Annotated in this window: 19 protein-coding genes and 1 pseudogene; 9 read left to right on the top strand and 11 right to left on the bottom strand. The window is 60.6% G+C overall.

Annotated features, from left to right (window positions below; all coding sequences use genetic code 11):
- Nucleotides 1-191: 191 nt before the first annotated feature.
- Both AC2CF9_RS09340 and AC2CF9_RS09335 read left to right on the top strand, forming a co-directional pair.
- Nucleotides 192-1,118, top strand: coding sequence for an ABC transporter ATP-binding protein (locus AC2CF9_RS09340; protein WP_039382642.1), 927 nt, complete (start codon nt 192-194; stop codon nt 1,116-1,118).
- Entirely contained in the window at nt 1,115-1,885 is a 771-nt protein-coding gene (locus tag AC2CF9_RS09335; RefSeq protein ID WP_150017942.1) for an ABC transporter permease, read from the top strand. Before AC2CF9_RS09340 ends, AC2CF9_RS09335 begins: the two co-directional genes overlap by 4 nt.
- Before the next feature lie 83 nt (nt 1,886-1,968).
- On the opposite strand, the gene panD is transcribed toward AC2CF9_RS09335, so the two are convergent.
- The 9 genes and pseudogenes from panD to thpR all read right to left on the bottom strand — a co-directional run bounded on the left by panD (nt 1,969) and on the right by thpR (nt 9,041).
- Complete coding sequence (gene panD, locus AC2CF9_RS09330; protein ID WP_039382649.1) at nt 1,969-2,349, bottom strand: aspartate 1-decarboxylase; 381 nt, start codon at nt 2,347-2,349, stop codon at nt 1,969-1,971.
- A gap of 36 nt (nt 2,350-2,385) precedes the next feature.
- A complete protein-coding gene (panC, locus tag AC2CF9_RS09325; RefSeq protein ID WP_484556827.1) occupies nt 2,386-3,240 on the bottom strand; it encodes a pantoate--beta-alanine ligase in 855 nt (284 codons plus the stop codon).
- A gap of 15 nt (nt 3,241-3,255) precedes the next feature.
- Nucleotides 3,256-4,050 carry a 3-methyl-2-oxobutanoate hydroxymethyltransferase gene (gene panB, locus AC2CF9_RS09320; protein ID WP_150017940.1) on the bottom strand — a complete coding sequence of 265 codons (795 nt, stop codon included), beginning with the start codon at nt 4,048-4,050 and terminating at the stop codon, nt 3,256-3,258.
- Between the two features lie 81 nt (nt 4,051-4,131).
- A complete protein-coding gene (folK, locus tag AC2CF9_RS09315; protein ID WP_484556826.1) occupies nt 4,132-4,617 on the bottom strand; it encodes a 2-amino-4-hydroxy-6-hydroxymethyldihydropteridine diphosphokinase in 486 nt (161 codons plus the stop codon).
- A pseudogene (gene pcnB / locus AC2CF9_RS09310) lies at nt 4,614-6,036 on the bottom strand (polynucleotide adenylyltransferase PcnB). Before pcnB ends, folK begins: the two are co-directional and overlap by 4 nt.
- Nucleotides 6,037-6,076: 40 nt before the next feature.
- Nucleotides 6,077-7,000, bottom strand: a complete 924-nt coding sequence (gluQRS, locus tag AC2CF9_RS09305; protein ID WP_484556825.1) for a tRNA glutamyl-Q(34) synthetase GluQRS — start codon at nt 6,998-7,000, stop codon at nt 6,077-6,079.
- Nucleotides 7,001-7,085: 85 nt separating this feature from the next.
- Nucleotides 7,086-7,541, bottom strand: coding sequence for an RNA polymerase-binding protein DksA (dksA, locus tag AC2CF9_RS09300; protein ID WP_039382663.1), 456 nt, complete (start codon nt 7,539-7,541; stop codon nt 7,086-7,088).
- A gap of 240 nt (nt 7,542-7,781) precedes the next feature.
- Complete coding sequence (gene sfsA, locus AC2CF9_RS09295) at nt 7,782-8,501, bottom strand: DNA/RNA nuclease SfsA (RefSeq protein ID WP_484556824.1); 720 nt, start codon at nt 8,499-8,501, stop codon at nt 7,782-7,784.
- Between the two features lie 9 nt (nt 8,502-8,510).
- A complete protein-coding gene (gene thpR / locus AC2CF9_RS09290) occupies nt 8,511-9,041 on the bottom strand; it encodes an RNA 2',3'-cyclic phosphodiesterase (protein WP_484556823.1) in 531 nt (176 codons plus the stop codon).
- Nucleotides 9,042-9,077: 36 nt separating this feature from the next.
- Between thpR and hrpB the strand changes: the two genes are divergently transcribed.
- From hrpB to fhuB, 6 genes are all read left to right on the top strand, one after another.
- Nucleotides 9,078-11,555 (top strand): ATP-dependent helicase HrpB, encoded by a 2,478-nt coding sequence (hrpB, locus tag AC2CF9_RS09285; protein WP_484556822.1) that lies wholly within the window; start codon nt 9,078-9,080, stop codon nt 11,553-11,555.
- 97 nt (nt 11,556-11,652) lie between these two features.
- Complete coding sequence (gene mrcB / locus AC2CF9_RS09280; protein WP_484556821.1) at nt 11,653-14,196, top strand: bifunctional glycosyl transferase/transpeptidase; 2,544 nt, start codon at nt 11,653-11,655, stop codon at nt 14,194-14,196.
- Between the two features lie 207 nt (nt 14,197-14,403).
- Complete coding sequence (gene fhuA, locus AC2CF9_RS09275; RefSeq protein WP_484556820.1) at nt 14,404-16,599, top strand: ferrichrome porin FhuA; 2,196 nt, start codon at nt 14,404-14,406, stop codon at nt 16,597-16,599.
- Between the two features lie 43 nt (nt 16,600-16,642).
- On the top strand, nt 16,643-17,437 hold the full coding sequence (gene fhuC, locus AC2CF9_RS09270) for a Fe3+-hydroxamate ABC transporter ATP-binding protein FhuC (RefSeq protein ID WP_150017931.1): 795 nt from the start codon (nt 16,643-16,645) through the stop codon (nt 17,435-17,437).
- Between the two features lie 9 nt (nt 17,438-17,446).
- Nucleotides 17,447-18,325, top strand: a complete 879-nt coding sequence (fhuD, locus tag AC2CF9_RS09265) for a Fe(3+)-hydroxamate ABC transporter substrate-binding protein FhuD (RefSeq protein WP_150017930.1) — start codon at nt 17,447-17,449, stop codon at nt 18,323-18,325.
- Nucleotides 18,325-20,301: a Fe(3+)-hydroxamate ABC transporter permease FhuB gene (fhuB, locus tag AC2CF9_RS09260; protein WP_484556819.1), complete on the top strand. Its 1,977-nt coding sequence runs from the start codon at nt 18,325-18,327 to the stop codon at nt 20,299-20,301. Before fhuD ends, fhuB begins: the two co-directional genes overlap by 1 nt.
- Before the next feature lie 60 nt (nt 20,302-20,361).
- On the opposite strand, the gene hemL is transcribed toward fhuB, so the two are convergent.
- Nucleotides 20,362-21,642, bottom strand: coding sequence for a glutamate-1-semialdehyde 2,1-aminomutase (gene hemL / locus AC2CF9_RS09255; RefSeq protein WP_150017928.1), 1,281 nt, complete (start codon nt 21,640-21,642; stop codon nt 20,362-20,364).
- Between the two features lie 231 nt (nt 21,643-21,873).
- Between hemL and erpA the strand changes: the two genes are divergently transcribed.
- Nucleotides 21,874-22,221 (top strand): iron-sulfur cluster insertion protein ErpA, encoded by a 348-nt coding sequence (erpA, locus tag AC2CF9_RS09250; protein ID WP_039382693.1) that lies wholly within the window; start codon nt 21,874-21,876, stop codon nt 22,219-22,221.
- A 32-nt stretch (nt 22,222-22,253) separates the two neighbouring features.
- On the opposite strand, the gene AC2CF9_RS09245 is transcribed toward erpA, so the two are convergent.
- On the bottom strand, nt 22,254-22,505 hold the full coding sequence (locus tag AC2CF9_RS09245) for a hypothetical protein (RefSeq protein WP_484556818.1): 252 nt from the start codon (nt 22,503-22,505) through the stop codon (nt 22,254-22,256).
- Between the last annotated feature and the right edge of the window lie 8 nt (nt 22,506-22,513).

Genomic DNA, 22,513 nt, shown 5'->3' with positions numbered 1-22,513 from the left:
CAGCCGCCCGTAAGTGACTGACTTGCGGGCCTGATGCACTTTTCTGCACGATACAGCGCGTCATGCGCTCCCCGCAGGCGCACCACGTCTGATTTCAACATAAATTCTGCTGAATTCGCCGCACGTCTGGCGCGGGCGCACTATCATTTTCATCAGGCTTTGATGTCACAACAACAGGATATGGACTCGCAATGACTTATGCACTGGAACTTTCCGGGCTGACCAAGACCTATCCCGGCGGCGTACAGGCGCTGAAAGGTCTCGATCTGAACGTAGAGGCGGGCGATTTTTACGCTCTGCTGGGACCAAACGGCGCCGGCAAATCGACCACCATCGGGATTATCAGCTCGCTGGTCAATAAATCTGGCGGCAGCGTTCGGGTATTTGGTTACGACCTGCAAAAAGATGTGGTCAATGCCAAGCGCCAGCTCGGGCTGGTGCCGCAGGAGTTCAACTTTAACCCGTTTGAAACCGTGATGCAGATCGTCGTAAACCAGGCGGGCTATTACGGCGTGGAACGGGCAGAGGCGAACAAGCGTGCGGAGAAGTATCTTAACCAGCTCGATCTGTGGGGCAAACGTAATGAGCGCGCCCGCATGCTTTCAGGCGGTATGAAGCGCCGCCTGATGATTGCGCGTGCGCTGATGCATGAGCCCAAGCTGCTGATTCTGGATGAGCCAACGGCCGGTGTGGATATTGAGCTGCGCCGCTCAATGTGGGTGTTTCTGAAAGAGCTAAATGCGAAAGGCACCACGATTATCCTCACCACGCACTATCTGGAAGAGGCGGAGATGCTGTGTCGCAATATCGGCATTATTCAGAGCGGCGAGCTGGTGGAGAATACCTCTATGAAAGGCCTGCTCTCTAAACTGAAATCGGAAACCTTTATTCTCGATCTTGCCCCGCGCAGCGCGCTGCCGCAGCTTGAGGGCTTTCAGTATCGCCTGGTGGATACCTCGACGCTGGAAGTGGAAGTGATGCGCGAGCAGGGGCTTAACAGCGTATTCAGTCAGCTGAGCGCGCAGGGCGTGCAGGTGCTGAGCATGCGTAATAAGGCGAACCGGCTGGAAGAGCTGTTTGTAGGACTGACACAGGGTAAAGCAGGAGGCAGAGCATGACGCATCTTTATTGGGTCGCGTTAAAGAGTATCTGGAGCAAAGAGATTAACCGGTTTGCGCGTATCTGGATCCAGACGCTGGTTCCGCCGGTGATCACCATGACGCTCTACTTTATTATTTTCGGTAACCTGATTGGTTCACGCATTGGCGACATGCACGGCTTCAGCTATATGCAGTTTATCGTGCCGGGCCTGATTATGATGTCGGTGATCACCAACGCCTATGCTAACGTCGCCTCCTCGTTTTTCAGCGCAAAATTCCAGCGCAATATTGAAGAGCTGCTGGTAGCACCGGTGCCGACCCACATCATCATTGCCGGCTATGTTGGCGGCGGCGTGGCGCGTGGCGTCTGCGTGGGGATCCTGGTAACGGCGGTCTCGCTCTTCTTTGTGCCGTTCCACGTTTTCTCCTGGCCAATGGTTGCCATCACTCTGCTGCTGACCGCGGTGCTCTTTTCGCTGGCGGGTCTGCTCAACGCGGTGTTCGCCCGCACGTTTGATGATATTAGCCTGATCCCGACCTTTGTGCTGACGCCGCTGACTTATCTGGGCGGGGTTTTCTATTCGCTGGCGCTGCTGCCGCCCTTCTGGCAGGCAGTTTCGAAGCTGAATCCGGTGGTGTATATGATCAGCGGCTTCCGGTACGGCTTCCTCGGCATTAACGATGTGCCGCTGGTGTTTACGCTGTCGGTGCTGTTAGCGTTTATCGTGGTGTTTTATGTGCTGGTGTATATGCTGATCCAGCGCGGTCGCGGCTTACGCACCTGAATCTTATTTAGCGGGAAAATAAACAGGGGCGCCGGAAGGGCGCCCCTGGTGTTTCCGGCAGCTCAGCGCAATATGGCTGAACGCTACGCAACCTGAACCGGCAGCGCCCGGGCAAGACGTTTCATCTCATTATCGCCCTCAAAATAGGCCACCTTTGGCTGCCAGCTGCGCGCCACTTCATCCTCTACCTGCACGTAAGAGCAGATAATCATGATGTCTCCTGCACAGGCGCAGCGCGCGGCAGCACCGTTTACGGAAATAATTTTTGATCCCCGCTCGGCGGCGATGGCGTAGGTGGAGAAACGCTGGCCGTTGGTCACGTTATAAATATCGATCGCTTCATATTGCAGAATGCCGGCGGCATCCAGGAAATCCTGATCGATCGCGCAGGAGCCTTCATAGTGCAGATCGGCCTGCGTGACTTTGACGCGGTGCAGTTTGCCCTGCAGAACAGTACGAATCATCGCGGTATACCCTTAAGGTGCTGTTTAAACGACGGCTTACGCCATCAGATCCACTTGCTGATTATCAATCAGACGCGCGTTGCCCAGCCAGGCGGCCATCAGGATCACCGCGCGCTGGCTCTCCACTGTCAGCGGCTGCAGCGTAACGGCATCGCAGATCGCCAGCCCGTCAGGACGAAACCCCTTTTCCTGCAGCGCGGCGTTCGCCTGTTCAATAATCTCATCAATGTGGCGTTCGCCGTTGCTGAGGCGCTCCGCCATACTCTGCATGACCTGGCTCAGGCCCGGTGCCAGCCTGCGTTCATCGGCAGTAAGATAGCCATTGCGCGAACTCAGCGCCAGCCCATCTTTCGCCCGCACGGTGGGCACGCCAACGATGTCGATATCAAAGCCCATATCCGCAACCAGTTTGCGTATGATCGCCAGCTGCTGAAAATCCTTTTCGCCAAAACAGGCGACGTCAGGCTGTACCAGGTTGAACAGTTTGCTGACGATCGTCGCGACCCCGCGGAAGTGGCCGGGCCGGCTGGCACCCTCCAGCAGCGCAGAGAGCACCGGCACCTCAACAAACGTCTGGTTCTCTGTACCCTGCGGATAGATCGCCTGCGGTGCCGGTGCAAACACCACATCCACACCGTGACGGTTAAGCTTTTCACAATCGTCCTGCAGCGTGCGCGGATAGCGTGCAAGGTCATCCGCGCGGTCAAACTGCATCGGATTAACAAACACCGAAACCACGACCACATCAGCCCGCTGGCGCGCTTCATCAACCAGCGTCAGGTGGCCATCATGCAGATTGCCCATCGTGGGCACCAGGGCGATACGTTTGCCTGCCTGGCGCCAGCGACGGATCTCGCGGCGCAGCATCGGCAGCGTTTCAATGATCAACACGATAAATCTCCGGATTCAGAAGAAGCTGTGTTCGGCGGCAGGGTAGGTGCCTGCCTCAACGTCGGCAATATACTGGCGAATTGCCGCGCGAATGTCGCCGGTTTCGGCGAGGAAATTTTTGGCAAATTTTGGAATGTGGCCACCGGTGATGCCAAAGGCGTCATGCATCACCAGAATCTGGCCATCGGTGACGTTACCTGCGCCGATGCCGATCACCGGAATGGTCAGCGCCTGGGTGATGCGCGCCGCCAGCGCGACCGGCACGCACTCCAGCACCATCAGCTGTGCGCCAGCGGCTTCCAGCGCCAGGGCGTCGGCCAGCAGGCGTTCCGCGTCCGCCTCATCCCGGCCCTGCACTTTGTAACCGCCAAAGATATTGACCGACTGCGGCGTCAGGCCAAGATGACCGCAGACCGGCACGGCGCGCTCGGTCAGCATGCGTACGCTCTCCGCCAGCCACGCACCCCCTTCCAGTTTCACCATGTTGGCACCGGCGCGCATCAGCTGCGCGGCAGTGGCAAAAGTCTGCTCCGGGGTGGCATAGCTCATAAACGGCAGGTCAGCCATGATCAGCGCCTGCGGCGCGCCACGGCGCACGGCGGCAGTATGATAGGCGATATCAGCCACCGTGACTGGCAGCGTGGAGTCATGCCCCTGCACCGTCATCCCCAGTGAATCGCCAATCAGCATCACCTGAATGCCTTCATCGGCAAACAGGCGGGCAAAGCTGAAATCATACGCGGTAAGGGTGGCAAAGCGGCGCCCGCTGGCTTTCAGCTGGCGCAGATGAGAGATAGTGGTTGGTTTCATCGCAATCTCCGGCGTTTCTGATGCGCGCAGTGTACTGGATTGATTGCAGGGCGGATATGACCGGCAGAAAATTATCGCGGTTCAGACAGACCAGAGGGTGATTTCACTGCAGTCCAGCGTGGCGAGCACGCCACTCAGCGGACGGCCATCGGGCAGGCGCAGGCCCGGCGCAACCTTCAGCAGCGGCAGCAGCATAAATGCCCGGTTGTGCATATCATAGTGCGGTACGGTTAAACGCGGCGTATGGATCACCTGATTACCAAACAGCATGATATCGATATCGAGCGTACGTGGCCCCCAGCGCTCGGCTTTACGCACGCGGCCATGTTCCAGCTCAATATGCTGGGTGTGATCCAGCAGCGTCTCGGGCAGCAGCGCTGTATCGAGTGCCACTACCGCGTTCAGGTAGTCAGGCTGATCGGCCGGACCATAGGGCGGCGTGCGATAGAATGATGAAGTCGCCACGCGGGAGGTCTCCGGCAGCGTATCGAGCGCCGCGAGCGCTGCATCAATCTGATGCAGCGGATCGGCAAGGTTACTGCCCAGGGCGAGATAGACGCGATTCATGATGCGCTGCTGCTGTTACCCTGTTCGCGACGCGGACCGGTGGAGCGGCGGCGCGGACGGCGCGGTTTACGGCGCGGCTGCGGATCGTCACCCAGCGTGTTCAGCATGGTTTTCTGCTGAACCGGAACGGCGGCCTGGAATTCACCCCACCACTGGCTGAGACGCTGCAGCTCCGGGTTCTTTTCCACTTCAGCACGCAGCGCCAGCAGATCGTAAGCGGCACGGAATTTCGGATGCTCCATCAGCTTCCATGCGCGTTTGCCGTGGCGACGCGACATACGCAGCTGCAGCTGCCAGATATCGCGGACCAGGGTGGTAATACGTTTCGGGATCGCCAGCGCGCGGCACGCCTCGTCCAGCGTATCGTTCATGGAGAGTGCAAAAGCGTCATAGTAGGTCAGGCCGCTCTCCTGCGCGATACGCTCAGCGGATTCCAGCTGCGGATACCAGAACATCGCGGCAAACAGAAACGCCGGATTGACACGCAAATCGTTGTGCAGGCGGGTATCGGTGTTTTTCAGCACCTGCGCCAGCATGCGTTCCATCATGCTGTCGCCGTGCTCGGTAAAATGGCGCGCCAGCGTCGGGAACAGCGGCTGGAAGAGCTGATATTCACACAGCATCTGCCAGGTACGGTAGCCATAGCCAGCCTGCAGCAGCTTCAGCGCCTCTTCAAACAGGCGGGCGGGCGGAACGTCATTCAGCAGCGTCGCCAGGCGCGGGATCGGCTCGGCGGTTTCCGGCGCAATCTGCATATTGAGTTTGGCGGCAAAGCGCACCACGCGCAGCATGCGTACCGGATCTTCACGGTAGCGCGTCTCCGGATCGCCAATCAGGCGTACCACGCCCTCCTGCAGATCCTGCAGGCCACCCACATAGTCACGGACCGTGAAATCCGCCACGCTGTAGTAGAGGCTGTTGATGGTGAGATCGCGGCGCTGTGCATCATCTTCGATGCTGCCAAAAATATTATCGCGCAGCAGCATGCCGTTCTGGCCGCGCTGCGAGCTGTTGCGATCGTCTTCGCTCTCTTCCTGATGGTGGCCGCGGAACGTCGCCACCTCAATCACTTCCGGCCCAAACATCACGTGTGCCAGACGGAAACGGCGGCCAACCAGACGGCAGTTGCGGAACAGTTTGCGCATCTGCTCAGGCGTGGCATTGGTCGTCACGTCGAAATCTTTCGGCTTTTTGCCCAGCAGCAGGTCGCGCACGCCACCGCCGACCAGGTAAGCTTCAAAGCCTGCTTTATTCAGGCGATAGAGCACCTTAAGGGCGTTTTCGCTGATATCTTTGCGTGAGATGTTATGGTTTTCCCGGGGGAATGATGGTCATCTGGTTTTCAGCTTCCACCTCTTCAGGCACCTCCTCGTCACGCTTGAGGACTCTCCGGCAAAAATTAGCGACTCGGGTAAAAATGGGACACCTCGACAGTGACAAAAAATGGGTGGTAATAAAATCAGCGGCTAATCATAGCCTGTTGCGAACCATTTAGGAATGGCGTTGTCGTTTCATCCGGCTTTAGCGCGTCATGTAACGGGATCTGCGCCGGCGCCCAGCGCGAAACGGCCTGGCTCAGCAGCGACGCCAGCGGGCTATCCTGCCAGCCTTCTTCTGCCGGCTGTCCGAGAAAGCGCAGCGCCTGCACCAGCAGCGGACGCGGATCGCCAGCGGGCAGGGCAGGGGCGTGATTCTGCTTGGAGAGTTTATTGCCGTCAGCGGCGATCGCCAGCGGCAGATGCAGGTATGCCGGCGGCGTCCAGCCAAACTGCTGCCAGAGCGCGATCTGGCGCACCGTCGGGGCGATTAAATCCGCGCCGCGTACAATTTCGGTAACGCCCTGGTCATGATCGTCGACCACCACCGCCAGGTTATAGGCGAACAGCCCGTCCCGGCGATGGATAATAAAATCCTCTTCCGCCAGCTGCGGATCTGCCCGCAGCTCCCCGCGCAGCCGATCGGTAAAATGCCGGACCGGCGCATGCTGGCGCAGGCGCAGCGCCGCATTATCCGGCGGGAGCTGGCGATCGCGACAGTAACCATCGTAATACCCGCCCAGCTGCTGAATACGCCGGCGGCTGCAGGTGCAGAAATAGCTCTGGCGGTGTGTTCTTAGCCAGGCCAGCGCTGCCCGATATGCCTCATGCCGCTGTGACTGCCACATCACTTCACCATCCCACTCCAGCCCGTAATGCTCCAGCTGCTGCAGAATGCGCATGGCAGCCCCCGGCACTTCACGCGGCGGATCGATATCTTCAATACGCACCAGCCAGCGGCCCTGCTGCGCGCGCGCGCTGAGGTAGCTGCCAAGTGCAGCAATCAGGGAACCAAAATGAAGATCGCCGGAGGGCGAAGGGGCGAAACGACCAGTACAGGAGGACATAGCAGAGGGTGTCACTGGAAGATACACCGCACGGCGGGGAAAGATTGATTTTCCCTGCTGTGCGGTGAGAACAGGCGGATGGACATCAGCCAGCCATCTGCTTCTCGCGGATCTCAGCCAGCGTTTTGCAGTCAATGCAAAGATCGGCAGTCGGACGCGCTTCCAGACGGCGAATACCGATTTCAACACCGCAGGATTCGCAGTAGCCGAAGTCGTCATCTTCCACTTTTTTCAGCGTCTTCTCGATCTTTTTAATCAGCTTACGCTCGCGATCGCGGTTACGCAGTTCCAGGCTGAACTCCTCTTCCTGCGCTGCGCGGTCAACCGGATCGGGGAAGTTAGCAGCTTCGTCCTGCATGTGTGACACAGTACGGTCTACTTCATCCCTGAGTTGGTTGCGCCAGGCTTCCAGAATCTTGCGGAAGTGGCCTAGCTGGGCGTCGTTCATATACTCTTCGCCCGGTTTCTCCTGATACGGCTCCACACCTGCGATGGCGAGGATACTCAGGGACGATGTTTTACGGTTTTGCCCTTCTTGCATGTTGTTTCTCCTGGATAACACGCACTACCCGTTGCGATTCAGACTGCCCGGCGGGATTGCCGCACGGCTGGCCTGTCTGCTCTGGGTTTATCGATTCCCATCAGGGAAAAAAACAGGCCGCTATAAATAGCAGAAGCAATCAAGGTTGGCAATTATTCCTGAACACACCTTGACAAGCCTGTGAGTAAAAGCGTATTTAGCGCGCCTCCGGCTCCATCCTGACACAGTTTATCGCCACTATTATGACAGCTCAGCGCAGGCTGCCACCGGCAGCGGTCGGGAGAGCTGCATCTGCTCAGGAGAAAGCGTGGCCTGATACGCAAACACTTTTACGCCACGGCGCTGTGCCTGTACCAGTAGTTCTGCGTAGTGCGCGTCGATATGGCGCGCCGGGGAAACGTCCTCAATCCCCGTGTGCAGAACAGCAAACAACAAAACGGCCCGATGACCTTCTGCCGCGATTGCACTGAGTTCGCGCAGATGCTTCTGTCCGCGGACCGTCACCGCATCCGGAAAGTAGCCTTTACCATTCTGTAAAAGGGTGACGGATTTGACTTCAATATAGCAGTTTGATCTGCCCTCTGCCTGCAGAAGGAAATCAATTCGGCTTTTTTCCGTGCCATATTTCACTTCGCTGCGGCAGTGGGTGTAACCGGATAATTCCGGAATACGCTGCTGCTGCAGCGCCTCCTGCACCAGTTGGTTAGCGCGCAGCGTATTGACGCAGATCCAGTGGCCCGCCTGCGTCTCTGTCAGCTCCCAGCTGTGCGGATATTTGCGCGTTGTGCTGGCTGACGTGGAGTACCACACCGTGTCGCCGGGCGTGGCGCAGCCGGTCATGGCGCCGGTGTTGGCGCAGTGGATGGTCAGCAGATCGCCCTCAGGCGTCACGATGTCAGCCAGAAAGCGCTTGTAGCGCGCCACCAGACGAGCCGGCTTGAGCGGCGGGGTAAACTGCATGGTGGATCCTCAGGCTGAAGTGAGCGGCCAGCGCGCCACGGTTTTGTAGCGCGTGCGGCCGCGGGAAAAGAGCGATGAACAGAGCGCAAACCGGGTCGCCTCCATCTGCCAGTGAAACCCGCGCGGCGGCAGCGCAATGCGCTGTGTGACGTGACGCAGCAGGGTGACGTGCGGATGAAAAGGCTGTGCGCTCTGCGCGCAGCCGTGTCGTGCCGCCTGAGCGCGCAGCAGCGACGCCAGCTGCAGCAGTCCGCGCGGTGCGCGGCGGCAGCCGAGCCATACCACGCCGGGGCGCGGCCAGTGTCCGGCATCATCCAGATCAAGCGTAAAAGCGGGCTGGCTAATACGCGCGGCGAGCTGTTGCAGGCTCTCCTGCGTCTCGCGGCTCACCTCACCCAGAAACGCCAGCGTCAGATGCAGGTTAGCCGCTGCAACCGGCGTACCGGCCTCAGCGGCAAAATTATCCGCCCGCCACTGCACCAGCTGCTGCTGAAGCGGAGCAGGCAGTTCAAGAGCAAAAAACAGGCGTTGTGTGGTCATAAGCGTGCTCCGGTGATCTGCGCCGGGTGGTGTACAATGCGCGCCATATTAGCACAGGCAGAGCAGGAGAAGAGCGTGAGTGAATTACCGGTCAGCGAGGTATTGCCTGCGCTGCTGACGGCGCTGGAGCATTCGCCCCAGGTGCTGCTGGCGGCCCCTACCGGCGCAGGAAAATCGACCTGGCTGCCGCTGCAGCTACTGCAGCAGGCGTCGCTGCCGGGGCGTATTATTATGCTGGAACCGCGTCGTCTGGCGGCGCGCAATGTGGCTCAGCGGCTGGCGGAGCAGCTTGGCGAGCCGTCGGGCGAAACCGTGGGTTACCGGCTGCGCGGTGAGAGCTGCGTCGGTGCGCATACCCGGCTCGAAGTGGTCACCGAAGGGATCCTGACGCGCATGTTGCAGCGCGATCCCATGCTGGAGGGCGTAGCGCTGGTGATCCTCGATGAGTTTCATGAGCGCAGCCTGCAGGCCGATCTGGCACTGGCGCTGCTGATGGATGTGCAGCAGGGGCTGCGCGATGACCTGAAGCTGCTGCTGATGTCCGCCACGCTGGATAATCAGCGTCTGCAGGCGCTGCTGCCCGCTGCGCCGGCCATTGTATCGGCCGGACGCAGTTATCCGGTCGCGCGCCGCTATGCCAGCCTCAATCCGCAGACGCGTTTTGAGGAGGCGGTGGCGCGCGAGGTTGCCCAGCTGCTGCGCGAGGAGCACGGCTCGCTGCTGCTGTTTCTGCCGGGCGTGGCGGAGATTGAGCGTGTCAGGCGGGAGCTGAGCGCACGGGTGGGGGACGATATCGATCTGGCTCCGCTCTACGGCGCGCTGCCGCTGGAGGCGCAGCGGCGCGCCATTCTGCCTGCTGCCGCCGGCCGCCGTAAGGTGGTGCTTGCCACGAACATCGCGGAGACCAGCCTGACCATTGAGGGGATCCGACTGGTGGTCGATAGCGCGCTGGAGCGGGTCGCGCAGTTTGATGCCCGCAGCGGCGTCACCCGGCTGCAAACGCAGCGTATCAGTCAGGCATCCATGACGCAGCGTGCCGGTCGTGCCGGCCGGCTGGAGCCGGGTATCTGCCTGCATCTGCTGGCAGAGGAGCAGGCGCTGCGCGCGCCGGCGCAGAGTGACGCAGAGATCTTAAGCAGCGATCTCGCCGGTCTGCGGCTGGAGCTGCTGCAGTGGGGCTGTAGCACGGTAGCGCAGCTGCAGTGGCTTGACCTGCCGCCGGCCCGCAACCTGCAGGCGGCTGACGCGCTGCTGCATCAGCTGGGCGCGCTGGACAGCGTCGGTCGGCTTAACGCCACCGGCCGGAAAATGGCGCGGCTCGGCAGCGATCCGCGTCTTGCGGCCATACTCTGCGCGGCGGGTGATGAGAGCGATGCCATTGCCAGCGCGGCGCTGCTGGTGGCCATTCTCGAAGATCCGCCGCGCGGCGGCAGCGTCGATTTGCGTGACGCGCTGAATCATCCCCAGCCGCAGTGGCAGCGGCGGGCGCGGCAGTGGCAGCAGCGGCTGCACGCCAGCGGCGGACGGGTGGATGCCGATCGCATTCCGCTGCTGCTGGCGGCGGGTTTTGCCGACCGCATTGCGCAGCGGCGCGGCGAGAGCGCACGCTACCAGCTGGCAAACGGTCTCGGCGCCATGCTGGATGAGGATCACGGCCTTAGTCGCTATCCCGCCCTGATTGCGCCTGCGCTGCTGCAGGGGGCGGGCGCGGCGGATGCACGCATGCTGCTGGCGCTGCCGGTGGACCTGACGGCGCTGCGGGCAGCGCTGCCGCAGCTCATTACCCGCCGGGTTGACGTGGAGTGGGACGAGGAGAGAGGCACGCTGCGCGCCTGGAAACGCGAACTGCTGGGCGAGCTGGTGCTCAGCGCGCAGCCGCAGGCGCGGCCAGACGCTGAGATCCTGCATCCCGCCATGCTGCGCTGGATACGCGAAAAGGGATTGTCGGTGCTGGGCTGGACGCCGGAAGCGGAGCAGCTGCGCCTGCGCCTGCAGTGCGCGACGCAGTGGTTGCCGGAAGAGGGGTGGCCGCCGCTGGACGATACGGCATTGCTTGATACACTGGAAAGCTGGTTACTGCCTGAGATGGCGGGCGTGCGCGATCTGAAAGGGCTGCAGGGCGTTAACCTCAGCCGGGCGTTATTACATTTGCTGACATGGTCGCAACGTCAGCGGCTGGATAGTGCGCTGCCAACTCACTACACTGTGCCGACCGGGAGCCGCCTGCCCATCCGCTATCACGCAGAGAATCCGCCCGCGCTGGCCGTTCGCCTGCAGGAGATGTTTGGCGAGGCGCAGAATCCGGCTATCGCTGAGGGCCGCGTGCCGCTGGTGCTGGAGCTGCTGTCACCGGCGCATCGTCCGCTGCAGATCACCCGCGATCTGGCGGCGTTCTGGCGCGGCGCGTATCCCGAGGTGCAGAAAGAGATGAAAGGGCGCTACCCCAAACATCCATGGCCGGACGATCCGGCCAGCGCCCTGCCAACAAGGCGCACCAAAAAGTTTTCCCCGTAACCCTGTGGATCGAATTCAGAGGGTTCTGCCATGCGCCGCGGGAGAAAGCAGTTAGAGTAACGGCCGCAGCTACCGCTATGCCTGGAGAGAAGAGAGTATGTCTGGGAACGATCGCGAACCTATTGGGCGCAAAGGAAAAGCGCCAAAGCCGCCGCGCACGACCGCGCGGCGCGGGCACCGCAAAGAGCCTGATGGCCACATCGGGCAAACTGATATTGATGAAGATTATGAGGAGAGCGCTCCGGTGCCACCGAAAAGTAAAGGAAGGGGTAAAGGCCCGCAGCGCGGCAAGCGCCGCTGGTTAGGCTGGCTCATTAAGCTCTTCCTCGTTGTTGTTGTTGTGATGGCGGCCTGGGGCGTCTATCTCGACTCTGAGATCCGCAGCCGTATTGATGGCAAAGTCTGGCAGCTGCCTGCCGCCGTCTACGGGCGCATGGTCAGCCTTGAGCCTGGCATGGCCTATGATAAGAAAGAGATGATTGCGCTGCTGGAAGGCACGCAGTATCGCGAAGTGTCGCGCATTACGCGTCCGGGCGAGTTCAGCGTCAAAGGCAATACTATCGATCTGCTGCGCCGGCCGTTTGATTTTCCTGACAGCAAAGAGGGGCAGATCAACGCGCGTCTGACCTTCAGCAACGATGAGCTCTCCGGTATTAAAAATCTCGATACCGGGCGCGACTTCGGTTTCTTTCGTCTCGATCCGCGCCTGATCACCATGCTGCAGTCGCCTAACGGCGAACAGCGTCTGTTTGTGCCGCGTGCCGGCTTCCCGGATCTGCTGGTCGATACGCTGATCGCGACCGAAGATCGTCACTTCTATGAGCATGACGGGATCAGCCCTTACTCAATCGGCCGTGCATTTCTGGCCAACATCACCGCCGGAAAAGCGGTACAGGGCGGCAGTACGCTGACGCAGCAGCTGGTTAAAAACCTGTTCCTGACCAATGAGCGTTCACTGTGGCGTAAAGCACGTGAGGCCTATATGGCGGTGATCATGGATGCGCGTTACAGCAAAGATCGCATCCTTGAGCTCTACCTCAATGAGGTCTATCTCGGTCAGGCCGGTAACGATCAGATCCGCGGCTTCCCGCTGGCCAGCCTCTACTATTTCGGGCGCCCGGTTGATGAGCTCAGCCTCGATCAGCAGGCGATGCTGGTCGGAATGGTAAAAGGTGCCTCGCTCTATAACCCGTGGCGGAATCCAAAGCTGGCGCTGGAACGACGTAATCTGGTACTGCGTCTGCTGCAGCAGCAGCAGGTGATCGACCAGGAGCTGTATGACATGCTCTCGGCGCGTCCGCTGGGCGTACAGCCAAAAGGCGGCGTGATCACCCCGCAGCCCGCCTTTATGCAGATGGTGCGTAATGAGCTGCAGGCGAAGCTGGGCGACAAGGTGAAAGATCTCTCGGGCGTGAAAATTTTCACCACGCTCGATCCGGTTTCACAGGACGCGGCGGAAAAGGCGGTAGAAGAGGGGATCCCCACGCTGAAGAAACAGCGCGGGCTGAAAGATCTGGAAACCGCCATGGTGGTGGTAGACCGCTTCAGCGGTGAAGTGCGTGCCATGGTGGGCGGTTCCGATCCGCAGTTTGCCGGCTATAACCGCGCGCTGCAGGCGCGCCGCTCTATCGGCTCGCTGGCGAAACCGGCTACCTATCTGACCGCACTGAGTCAGCCCAACAGCTACCGGCTGAACAGCTGGATCGCGGATGAACCGATTGCGCTGAAGCAGCCCAACGGCAGCGTCTGGAAGCCAATGAACGACGATCGTCGTTTCAGCGGCAAGGTGATGCTGGTGGATGCGCTGACTAACTCCATGAACGTGCCAACGGTTAATCTGGGCATGACGCTGGGGCTGGATGCGGTAGTGGATACCTGGAATAAACTGGGCGTGTCGAAAGATCAGCTGCATCCGGTGCCGGCGATGCTGCTGGGCGCGCTGAACCTGACGCCGGTGGAAGTGGCGCAGGCGTTCCAGTCGATCGCCAGCGGCGGCAACCGGGCTGAGCTGTCGGCGGTGCGTTCGGTTATCGCTGAAGATGGCTCGGTGCTGTTCCAGAGCTTCCCGCAGGCGCAGCGCGTGGAGCCTGCTCAGGCGGCCTATCTGACGCTCTATACCATGCAGCAGGTGGCGGAACGCGGTACCGCCCATGCCCTGGGCGCACGCTATCCGAAAGCGCACCTGGCGGGTAAAACCGGGACCACCAACGATCTGATCGACAGCTGGTTTGCCGGTGTTGACGGTAAAGAAGTGGCGATTACCTGGGTCGGACGTGATAACAACCAGACGTCGAAACTCTATGGTTCCAGCGGTGCAATGCAGATTTACCGTCGCTATCTCGATAATCAGGCGCCGATGCCGCTGGTCCTGACGCCGCCGGAGGATATCACGCAGATGAACGTTGATTCTGCGGGTAACTTCGTCTGCGGATCCGGCAGCAGTACCTGGCGTTCACTGCCGGTCTGGACGCTGGATCCGGCCGCACTCTGCCAGCAGCAGATGGAGCAGCAGCAGGTGTTCCAGCAGCAGCAACAGCAGCAGCAGTCTGAGCAGCAGCAACAGCCCCAGCAGCAGCAGAATGAGCAAAAGGATTCTGACGGCGTGGCGGGCTGGATCAAAGATATGTTCGGCAGTAAATAGCAACTCCTCCTCAGGGGCGCCACGGCGCCCCTTTTTTGCCTCCGGTTTTTTATCCGCGATCAATCGATGCTGCAATCGGGCAGTAATTACGGCGATGGCGCAGATTACATCTTGCAGATCGCGCGCAGCTTCGCCTAGAATCTTTGCGTCTGATAATCATTATCGTTTTCATTCGCCCGCATTGTTCATCTGTTGAGAGACTCCTTCATGAGTGCGCGAACTACTTTTTTCCGGCCGGAGCTGACGCCTCGTCGCCCGCTGGCTTTATTCATTGCGTTAACACTGGGTACGCTGAGCGCGCAGGCGCTGGCAGAAGAGATTGTTGTTGTCACCGCTGCCGATACCGGCACGGTGGCGCAGGAGAGTGCATGGGGCCCGGCTCCGACCATTGCGGCGAAGCAGAGCGCCACCGGCACCAAAACCGATACGCCGATTGAGAAAAACCCGCAGTCGGTTTCGGTGGTGACGCAGGAAGAGATGGCGATGCATGCCGTTACCAGCGTTAAAGGGGCATTCAACTATACCCCTGGCGTACTGACCGGTAACCGCGGCAGTTCTGACGTAATTGACGCACTCTCGATTCGCGGCTTCAGCGAAACCAACACCAATCAGTATCTGGATGGCCTGAAACTGCAGGGCGACAACTACTCAGAGTTCGCCCCCGATCCCTGGTTCCTGGAGCGTGCGGAGCTGCTGCGCGGCCCGGTATCGGTGCTTTATGGAAAAAGTAATCCGGGCGGCGTAGTGGCGCTGGTCAGCAAGCGCCCCACACAGGAGACGCTGCGTGAAGTGCAGTTCCGGATGGGCAATGACAATCTGTTCTCAACCGGCTTCGATTTTGGCGGCGCGCTCGATGACGCAGGCGTCTACAGCTATCGTCTGACCGGCCTCGCGCGCAGCGCTGATGCGCAGCAGGCGATGAACAAAGAGAAGCGCTACACCATTGCGCCTTCGTTCAGCTGGCGTCCGGACGAAAATACGCGTGTTGACCTGCTGACTTACTTCCAGAATGAGCCGGAAACCGGCTATTACGGCTGGCTGCCGCGCGAAGGCACGGTGGTGGGCATCACCCGCCCGGACGGCAGCAGTTACAAACTGCCGACCCATTTTGATGAAGGCGAAGAGAGCAACAAGATTTCGCGCAACACCAAAATGGTCGGGTACAGCGTTGAGCATAGCTTCAGCGATACCTGGACGGTGCGGCAGAACCTGCGCTATGCCGAACTGCGTACGGATTACCGCAGCATTTATGGCTTCGGTTATAACCCTGATAATCAACGTATTACCCGTAATGCGGCATTCTCGAAAGAGAAACTCAACCAGTTCGCGGTTGATACGCAGGCCCAGGCTAACTTTGCTACCGGTGATTTAGCTCATACCTTGCTGCTGGGCGTTGATTTCCAGCGCACCCGTAACGACATTGATGGTCAGTTTGGTGTCGCCAGTGGTCTTAGCCCATTCAATCCGCAATATGGTGATGACAGCTATACCCCTTATACCAATCCTTATCAGCATTTAAATCAGCAGCGCCAGACTGGCCTGTATGCGCAGGATCAAATGGAATGGAACCGCTGGGTGTTAACACTCGGTGGCCGCTACGATTACGCGATGAACTCCGTTACCGATCGGGTGGAAAATTCCGTAGACCGTCAGAATGATCAGGCATTTACCTGGCGCGGCGGGGTTAACTACGTATTCGATAATGGTATTGCACCTTACTTCAGCTATAGCGAAGCGTTCATCCCGAATGCTGGTGCGACAGGGAACGGTCAGGCGTTCGATCCTTCACGCGCTAAGCAGTATGAGGCAGGCGTAAAATATGTGCCGAAAGATCGTCCGATTGTTATGACGGCCGCTGTGTATCAGCTCACCAAAACCAAAAACCTGACGGCCGATCCTGATAATCCGCAGTTTAGCGTGCAGAGCGGCGAAATCCGTTCACGCGGCGTGGAGCTGGAAGCGAAAGCCGCGGTGAACGCCAGCATCAACCTGACGGCGGCTTACTCTTATACCGATGCGGAATACACCGAAGATAACTTGCTGAAAGGCCGCACGCCGGTGCAGGTGCCGAAGCACATGGCATCGCTGTGGGGCGACTACACCTTCCATGACACGGCGCTATCGGGCGTAACTATCGGTGCCGGTGTGCGTTACGTCGGTGAAAGCAAAGGATTGTATGCCAGCGGTAGCAACGTGAACCAGAACTTCAGTGTTGCCAGCTACACCACGGTAGACGCTGCGCTGAAGTACGATCTGGGTCGCTTCGGCCTGCCGGGTTCGACTGTGGGCGTCAACGTCAACAATCTGTTCAATCGTGACTACGTCGCCAGCTGCTACCGCGACTACGCCTGCTACTGGGGCGCTGAGCGCCGTATCGTAGGTACCGCTACCTTCCGTTTCTGAGACTGATATCCGGGCGCGCTGCGCCCGTTAGCCAGGGAGTACCATGCTGCATTCGCACTACGCCGAAACCACTTTTGCGCTGGAGAGTGCCAGCTTTCACGTGCCGGGGCGCACGCTGCTGCATCCGCTGTCGCTCACGTTTACACCGGGAAAAGTGACCGCTCTGATTGGCCATAACGGCTCGGGAAAATCGACCCTGCTGAAAATGCTGGGGCGCCATCATGCTGCGACGGCAGGAGAAGTGCTGCTGAACGGCGAACCGGTGGCGCACTGGAACAGCAAAGCGTTTGCGCGTCAGGTGGCCTATCTGCCTCAGCAGCTGCCTGCGGCAGAAGGCATGACGGTGCGCGAACTGACGGCGATGGGGCGCTATCCGTGGCACGGTGCGCTGGGACGTTACGGTGCGGAAGATCGCAACCGGGTTGAGGAGGCGATTGCGCTGGTGGGTCTGAAACCCTTTGCCGGCCGCCTGGTGGATAGCCTCTCCGGCGGCGAGCGTCAGCGCGCCTGGCTGGCGATGCTCGTGGCGCAAAACAGCCGCTGCCTGCTGCTGGATGAGCCGACGTCGGCGCTGGATATTGCGCATCAGGTCGAGGTGCTGGCGCTGATCCAGCGGCTGAGCCGCGAGCGCGGACTCACCGTGATTGCCGTGCTGCACGATATCAATATGGCGGCGCGCTACTGCGACAGGCTGGTGGCGCTGCGTCAGGGCGAGGTTATCGCCGAAGGGGAACCGGCGGCGATCATGCAGGCTGACGTGCTGGGCACGATCTACGGTATTCCGATGGGCATACTGCCGCACCCGCAGGGCGGCGCACCCGTCAGTTTTGTTCGCTGAGGAGCAGGGATGATCTCACTGACCCGTCGTCGTCTGCTGACGGCGCTGGCGCTCTCGCCGCTTATGCAGTGTGCGCCGCTGCGTGCCGCCGTGCCGGACAATTCACGCATTCTGGCGCTGGAGTGGCTCTCTGCTGAACTGCTGATGGCGCTGGGCGTGGCACCGCTCGGCGTGGCGGATGTGCACAACTACAATATCTGGGTTGGCGAGCCGCCGCTGCCCGCCAGCACCGTCGATCTTGGTCTGCGTGGTGAACCTAATCTGGAGCTGATGACGCAGCTGGATCCCTCGCTGATCCTGTACTACAGCGGCTTTGGTCCGTCAGCAGAAACGCTGCAGCATATCGCCCCGACGCTGGGTTTTTCGCTTCACAGCGGCGACGGCAAACCGTTCAGCGCTGCGCAACACTCGCTGCGGCAGCTGGGCGCGCGCATCGGGCGCGAGGCGCAGGCGGAGCAGCATCTGCAGGAGACCGGACAGCAGCTGGCGGCGGCCCGGTTGCGCCTGCAGGGATGGGCCGGACGACCAATCCTGCTGATGTCGCTGCTCGACAGCCGGCACGCCATTGTTTTCGGGCAGAACAGCCTGTTTCTTGATGTGATGCAGCGACTCGGTCTTACCAGCGCCTGGCAGGGTGAAACCAGCTACTGGGGCAGCGCGGTCATCGGCCTGGAGCGGCTGGCTGAAGTGGGCAACGTTGAGGTGCTCTGCTTTGACCACGATAATCAGCGCGATATGCAGCAGGTGACCCGCACCGCGCTGTGGCAGGCATTGCCGTTTGTGCGTGCTGGCCGCTTCCGGCGCGTGCCGGCCGTATGGTATTACGGTGCCACGCTGGCAGCCCTGCGATTTGTACGCGTGCTGGAAAGCGCGCTGGAGCCCCGCTAATGCGTATCTCTCTTTTTCCCGCCGCGCTGCTGAGCGCAATATTTGCTATCGCTCTGCTGCTGACGTTTATCAATCTGCAGCACGCGCTGCCGCTGGCGCAGTGGCCGCAGGCGTTTTTCGCGCCCGATATCGATGCGATTCGCCAGATGGTCTTTCACTACAGTCTGCTGCCGCGTCTGGCACTGGCGCTGCTGCTCGGCGCCGGGCTGGGACTGGCGGGCCTGCTGTTTCAGCAGGTGCTGCGTAACCCGCTGGCAGAGCCTGCTACGCTCGGTATCTCCTCCGGCGCCCAGCTCGGCATTACCGTTGCCACGCTCTGGCAGCTGCCGGGTGGTGAGCTTACGCAGCAGTTTGCGGCGACAGGCGGTGCGCTGCTGGTCGGCGTGCTGGTGTTTGGCGTGGCGTGGGGCAGACGGCTTTCACCGGTAACGCTGATCCTCGCCGGACTGGTGCTGAGCCTGTATGCCGGCGCGGTCAATCAGGTCTTTGCCATCTTTAATCACGATCAGCTGCAGAATATGTTCCTCTGGAGCACCGGGGCGCTTAATCAGCTCGACGGGCACAACGTGGCGCTGCTCTGGCCCCGGCTGCTGCTGGCGTTTGTGCTGACGCTGGCGCTGCTGCGTCCGCTGACGCTGATGGGACTGGATGATGGCGTGGCTAAAAATCTTGGCCTGTCGCTTTCCGTCGCGCGCGTTGCCGCGCTGGCGCTGGCAATTCTGCTTAGCGCGCAGCTGGTGAACATTGCCGGCATTATCGGTTTTATCGGCCTGTTTGCGCCGCTGCTGGCAAAAATGCTGGGTGCGCGGCGGCTGCTCAGCCGCATTCTGCTGGCTCCGCTGATTGGCGCGCTGCTGCTGTGGCTGGCCGACCAGTCGGTGCAGTTGCTCACGGTGTACTGGCGTGAGATTTCGACCGGCACGGCGACGGCGCTGACCGGCGTGCTGCTGCTGCTGTGGCTGCTGCCGCGGCTGCGTGCCGGCTCTCAGCCACCGGAGATGAACGCCGGGGATCGGGTGCCGGCCGAACGTCAGCGTGTGCTGCGCTGGGTGCTGACCGGGCTGGCGGTGCTGCTGCTGCTGACCGTTGCCGGTATCAGCTTTGGCCGTAACGCCACGGGCTGGGCATGGGTCAGCGGTGACATGCTGCAGCAGCTGCTGCCGTGGCGCGCACCGCGCGTGCTGGCGGCGCTGGCGGTAGGGATGATGCTGGGCGTGGCGGGTACGCTGATCCAGCGTCTGACCGGCAACCCGATGGCCAGCCCGGAAGTGCTGGGTATCAGCTCCGGGGCGGCGTGCGGCGTGGTACTGATGCTCTTTTTTGTGCCGGGCGATGCGCTGGCGTGGCTGCTGCCGGCAGGGATAGCCGGAGCAGCGTTAACGCTCGGCGTCATTATGCTGGTTGCCAGCCGGGGGGGCTTTTCACCGCAGCGTATGCTGCTGGCGGGGATGGCGCTGAACAGCGCGTTTGCCACGCTGCTGATGCTGCTGCTGGCGAGCGGCGATCCGCGCATGGAGGGGCTGCTGAGCTGGATCTCCGGCTCCACCTATAGCATCACGCTGCCGCAGGCGCTGCAGAGTGCGGTTATCGCGCTGATACTGGTCGCGCTGGCGCCGCTGGCAAGCCGCTGGCTGACGCTGCTGCCGCTTGGCAGCGCCACCGCCCGCTCCGCGGGGATGTCACTGACGGCCTCACGACTGCTGCTGCTGCTGCTGGCCGCCGCGCTGACCGCCGCCGCGACGCTGACGGTCGGACCGCTGAGCTTTATCGGGCTGATGGCACCGCATATTGTGCGTATGCTCGGCTTCCGGCGCGCGCTGCCGCAGATGATGATGGCTGGCGTAACCGGCGCCGGACTGATGCTGGTGGCTGACTGGTGCGGCCGGATGCTGGCGTTTCCGGATCAGATCCCGGCTGGGCTGATGGCAACCTTCTTTGGCGCCCCCTATTTCATCTGGCTGCTGCGCCGCGCGTGACAGAAAAAAGGTGCGCCGTGGCGCACCTTTTTGTTATGGCTCTGTCAGAGCAGTCCGGCGTTACAGCTGGGCAAAGCAGCGACGCGCTGCGGCAACGGTACGCTCAATATCTTCCGGCGTGTGCGCCAGCGACATAAAGCCCGCCTCGTAGGCGGAGGGGGCCAGGTAGATCCCCTCGCTCAGCATCAGATGGAAGAAGCGCTTAAAACGCTCTGTGTCACAGCGGGTGACATCTGCGTAGCAGGTCACGCTTTCAGCATCGGTGAAGAACAGACCAAACATGCCGCCCACGTGGTTAACCACCAGCGGGACATTTTCTGCCTGCGCGGCAGCCAGCAGGCCCTCAGCCAGCTGCGTGGTCAGCGCGGTCAGCGTGGCGTGCGTGCCTGGCTGAGCAATCTGCGTCAGGCAGGCAAAACCGGCTGCCATCGCAATCGGGTTACCCGACAGCGTGCCCGCCTGGTAGACCGGACCTGTAGGTGCCAGCGCTTCCATCACGTCGCGACGGCCACCAAATGCGCCGACCGGCATGCCGCCGCCGATGATTTTACCCAGGCAGGTAAGGTCAGGCATCACGTTGTAGTAGGCCTGCGCGCCGCCCAGCGCCACGCGGAAACCGGTCATCACCTCATCGATAATCAGCAGGGCACCAAACTCGTCGCACAGCGCGCGCAGGCCCGGCAGGAAGTCAGGCTGCGGCGGGATACAGTTCATGTTGCCGGCAACCGGTTCCACGATGATACAGGCGATATCGTCCGGATACTCTTCAAACGCCGCGCGGACAGAGGCGAGATCGTTATAGGTGCAGGTCAGCGTATGGCGGGCAAAGTCAGCCGGCACGCCAGGGGAGTTCGGCTGACCCAGCGTCAGTGCACCAGACCCCGCTTTCACCAGCAGGCAGTCGGCATGACCATGATAGCAGCCCTCAAACTTGATAATTTTATCGCGATGGGTGAAACCGCGTGCCAGGCGGATGGCGCTCATGGTCGCTTCCGTACCGGAGTTCACCATGCGTACCATATCCATGCCCGGCATCAGCTCGCACACCAGCTCCGCCATTTTTACTTCCATCTCAGTTGGCGCACCAAAGCTCAGGCCGCGCGCGGCAGCCTCAATGACCGCGTTGCGGATGGTCGCGTTATTGTGGCCCAGTACCATCGGACCCCAGGAGCCGACATAGTCGATATAGGCTTTACCATCTGCGTCATACAAAAAGGCGCCATCGGCGCGTTCAATAAACAGCGGTACGCCGCCAACACCGGTAAACGCGCGCACCGGGGAGTTCACGCCGCCCGGGATCAGACGTTGCGCTTCGGTGTATAGATTTTCTGACTTACTCATGGTTTGGCTCCGGCTGTCTGGAAAAATTCATCCCGCCATTCTACGGGAAGATGCCGCGACGGTGAACCGCCGCGCGGCGCGCAGCAGGGGCCTCGCGCACGCAGGGTTTAAACTGTAGTTCATTTCAGGGGCACACAGTGTCAAGGGCGCTACTTGATTGCACCGGGCGGCTGGCAGATAATAGCGTGATTAAGGTTGTTTTCTGACCTGGACGTTTACGCGGAGTAAAACATGAGTGATGACGTAGCAGCGCTGCCTTTGCAGTTTACCGATGCAGCAGCCAATAAAGTAAAAAATCTGATTGCGGATGAAGAGAATCCGGCGCTGAAACTGCGCGTCTATATCACCGGCGGCGGTTGCAGCGGCTTCCAGTATGGTTTTACCTTTGATGACCAGATGAACGATGGCGATATGACTATCGAAAAGCAGGGCGTATCGCTGGTAGTGGATCCAATGAGCCTGCAGTATCTGGTGGGCGGATCGGTGGACTACACCGAAGGTCTGGAAGGTTCGCGCTTTATTGTTACCAACCCCAATGCTAAAACCACCTGCGGCTGTGGTTCCTCTTTCAGTATCTGATGCCACTCTGGCTGCCGTTCCGGCAGCCAGTTCTACCACTCAATAGTGACTAACTGTGTTGTGTCGTGCTGGCGCGCATCGCCCGCGAGCGTCTGCCGGGAAATACGCGGCTGAGCGCCGCTACCGCCCGCGCAGTCAGCTGCGGGCAGCCCCGGTGCACTGGCGGATGAGACAGTGCAGCGCGACACGATAGTCAGCGACACCGCAATCGAGCCGCTGGTGCCAGCCGCCATGGCGGACGCCGCGCCCGCCAGCATAATGGCCAGCAGTACAGCTCGGGTCATGATGAATT

It is taken from the genome of Pantoea sp. SYBGC1 (assembly GCF_057197005.1).
This window is presented reverse-complemented; position numbering and strand designations above follow the sequence as displayed.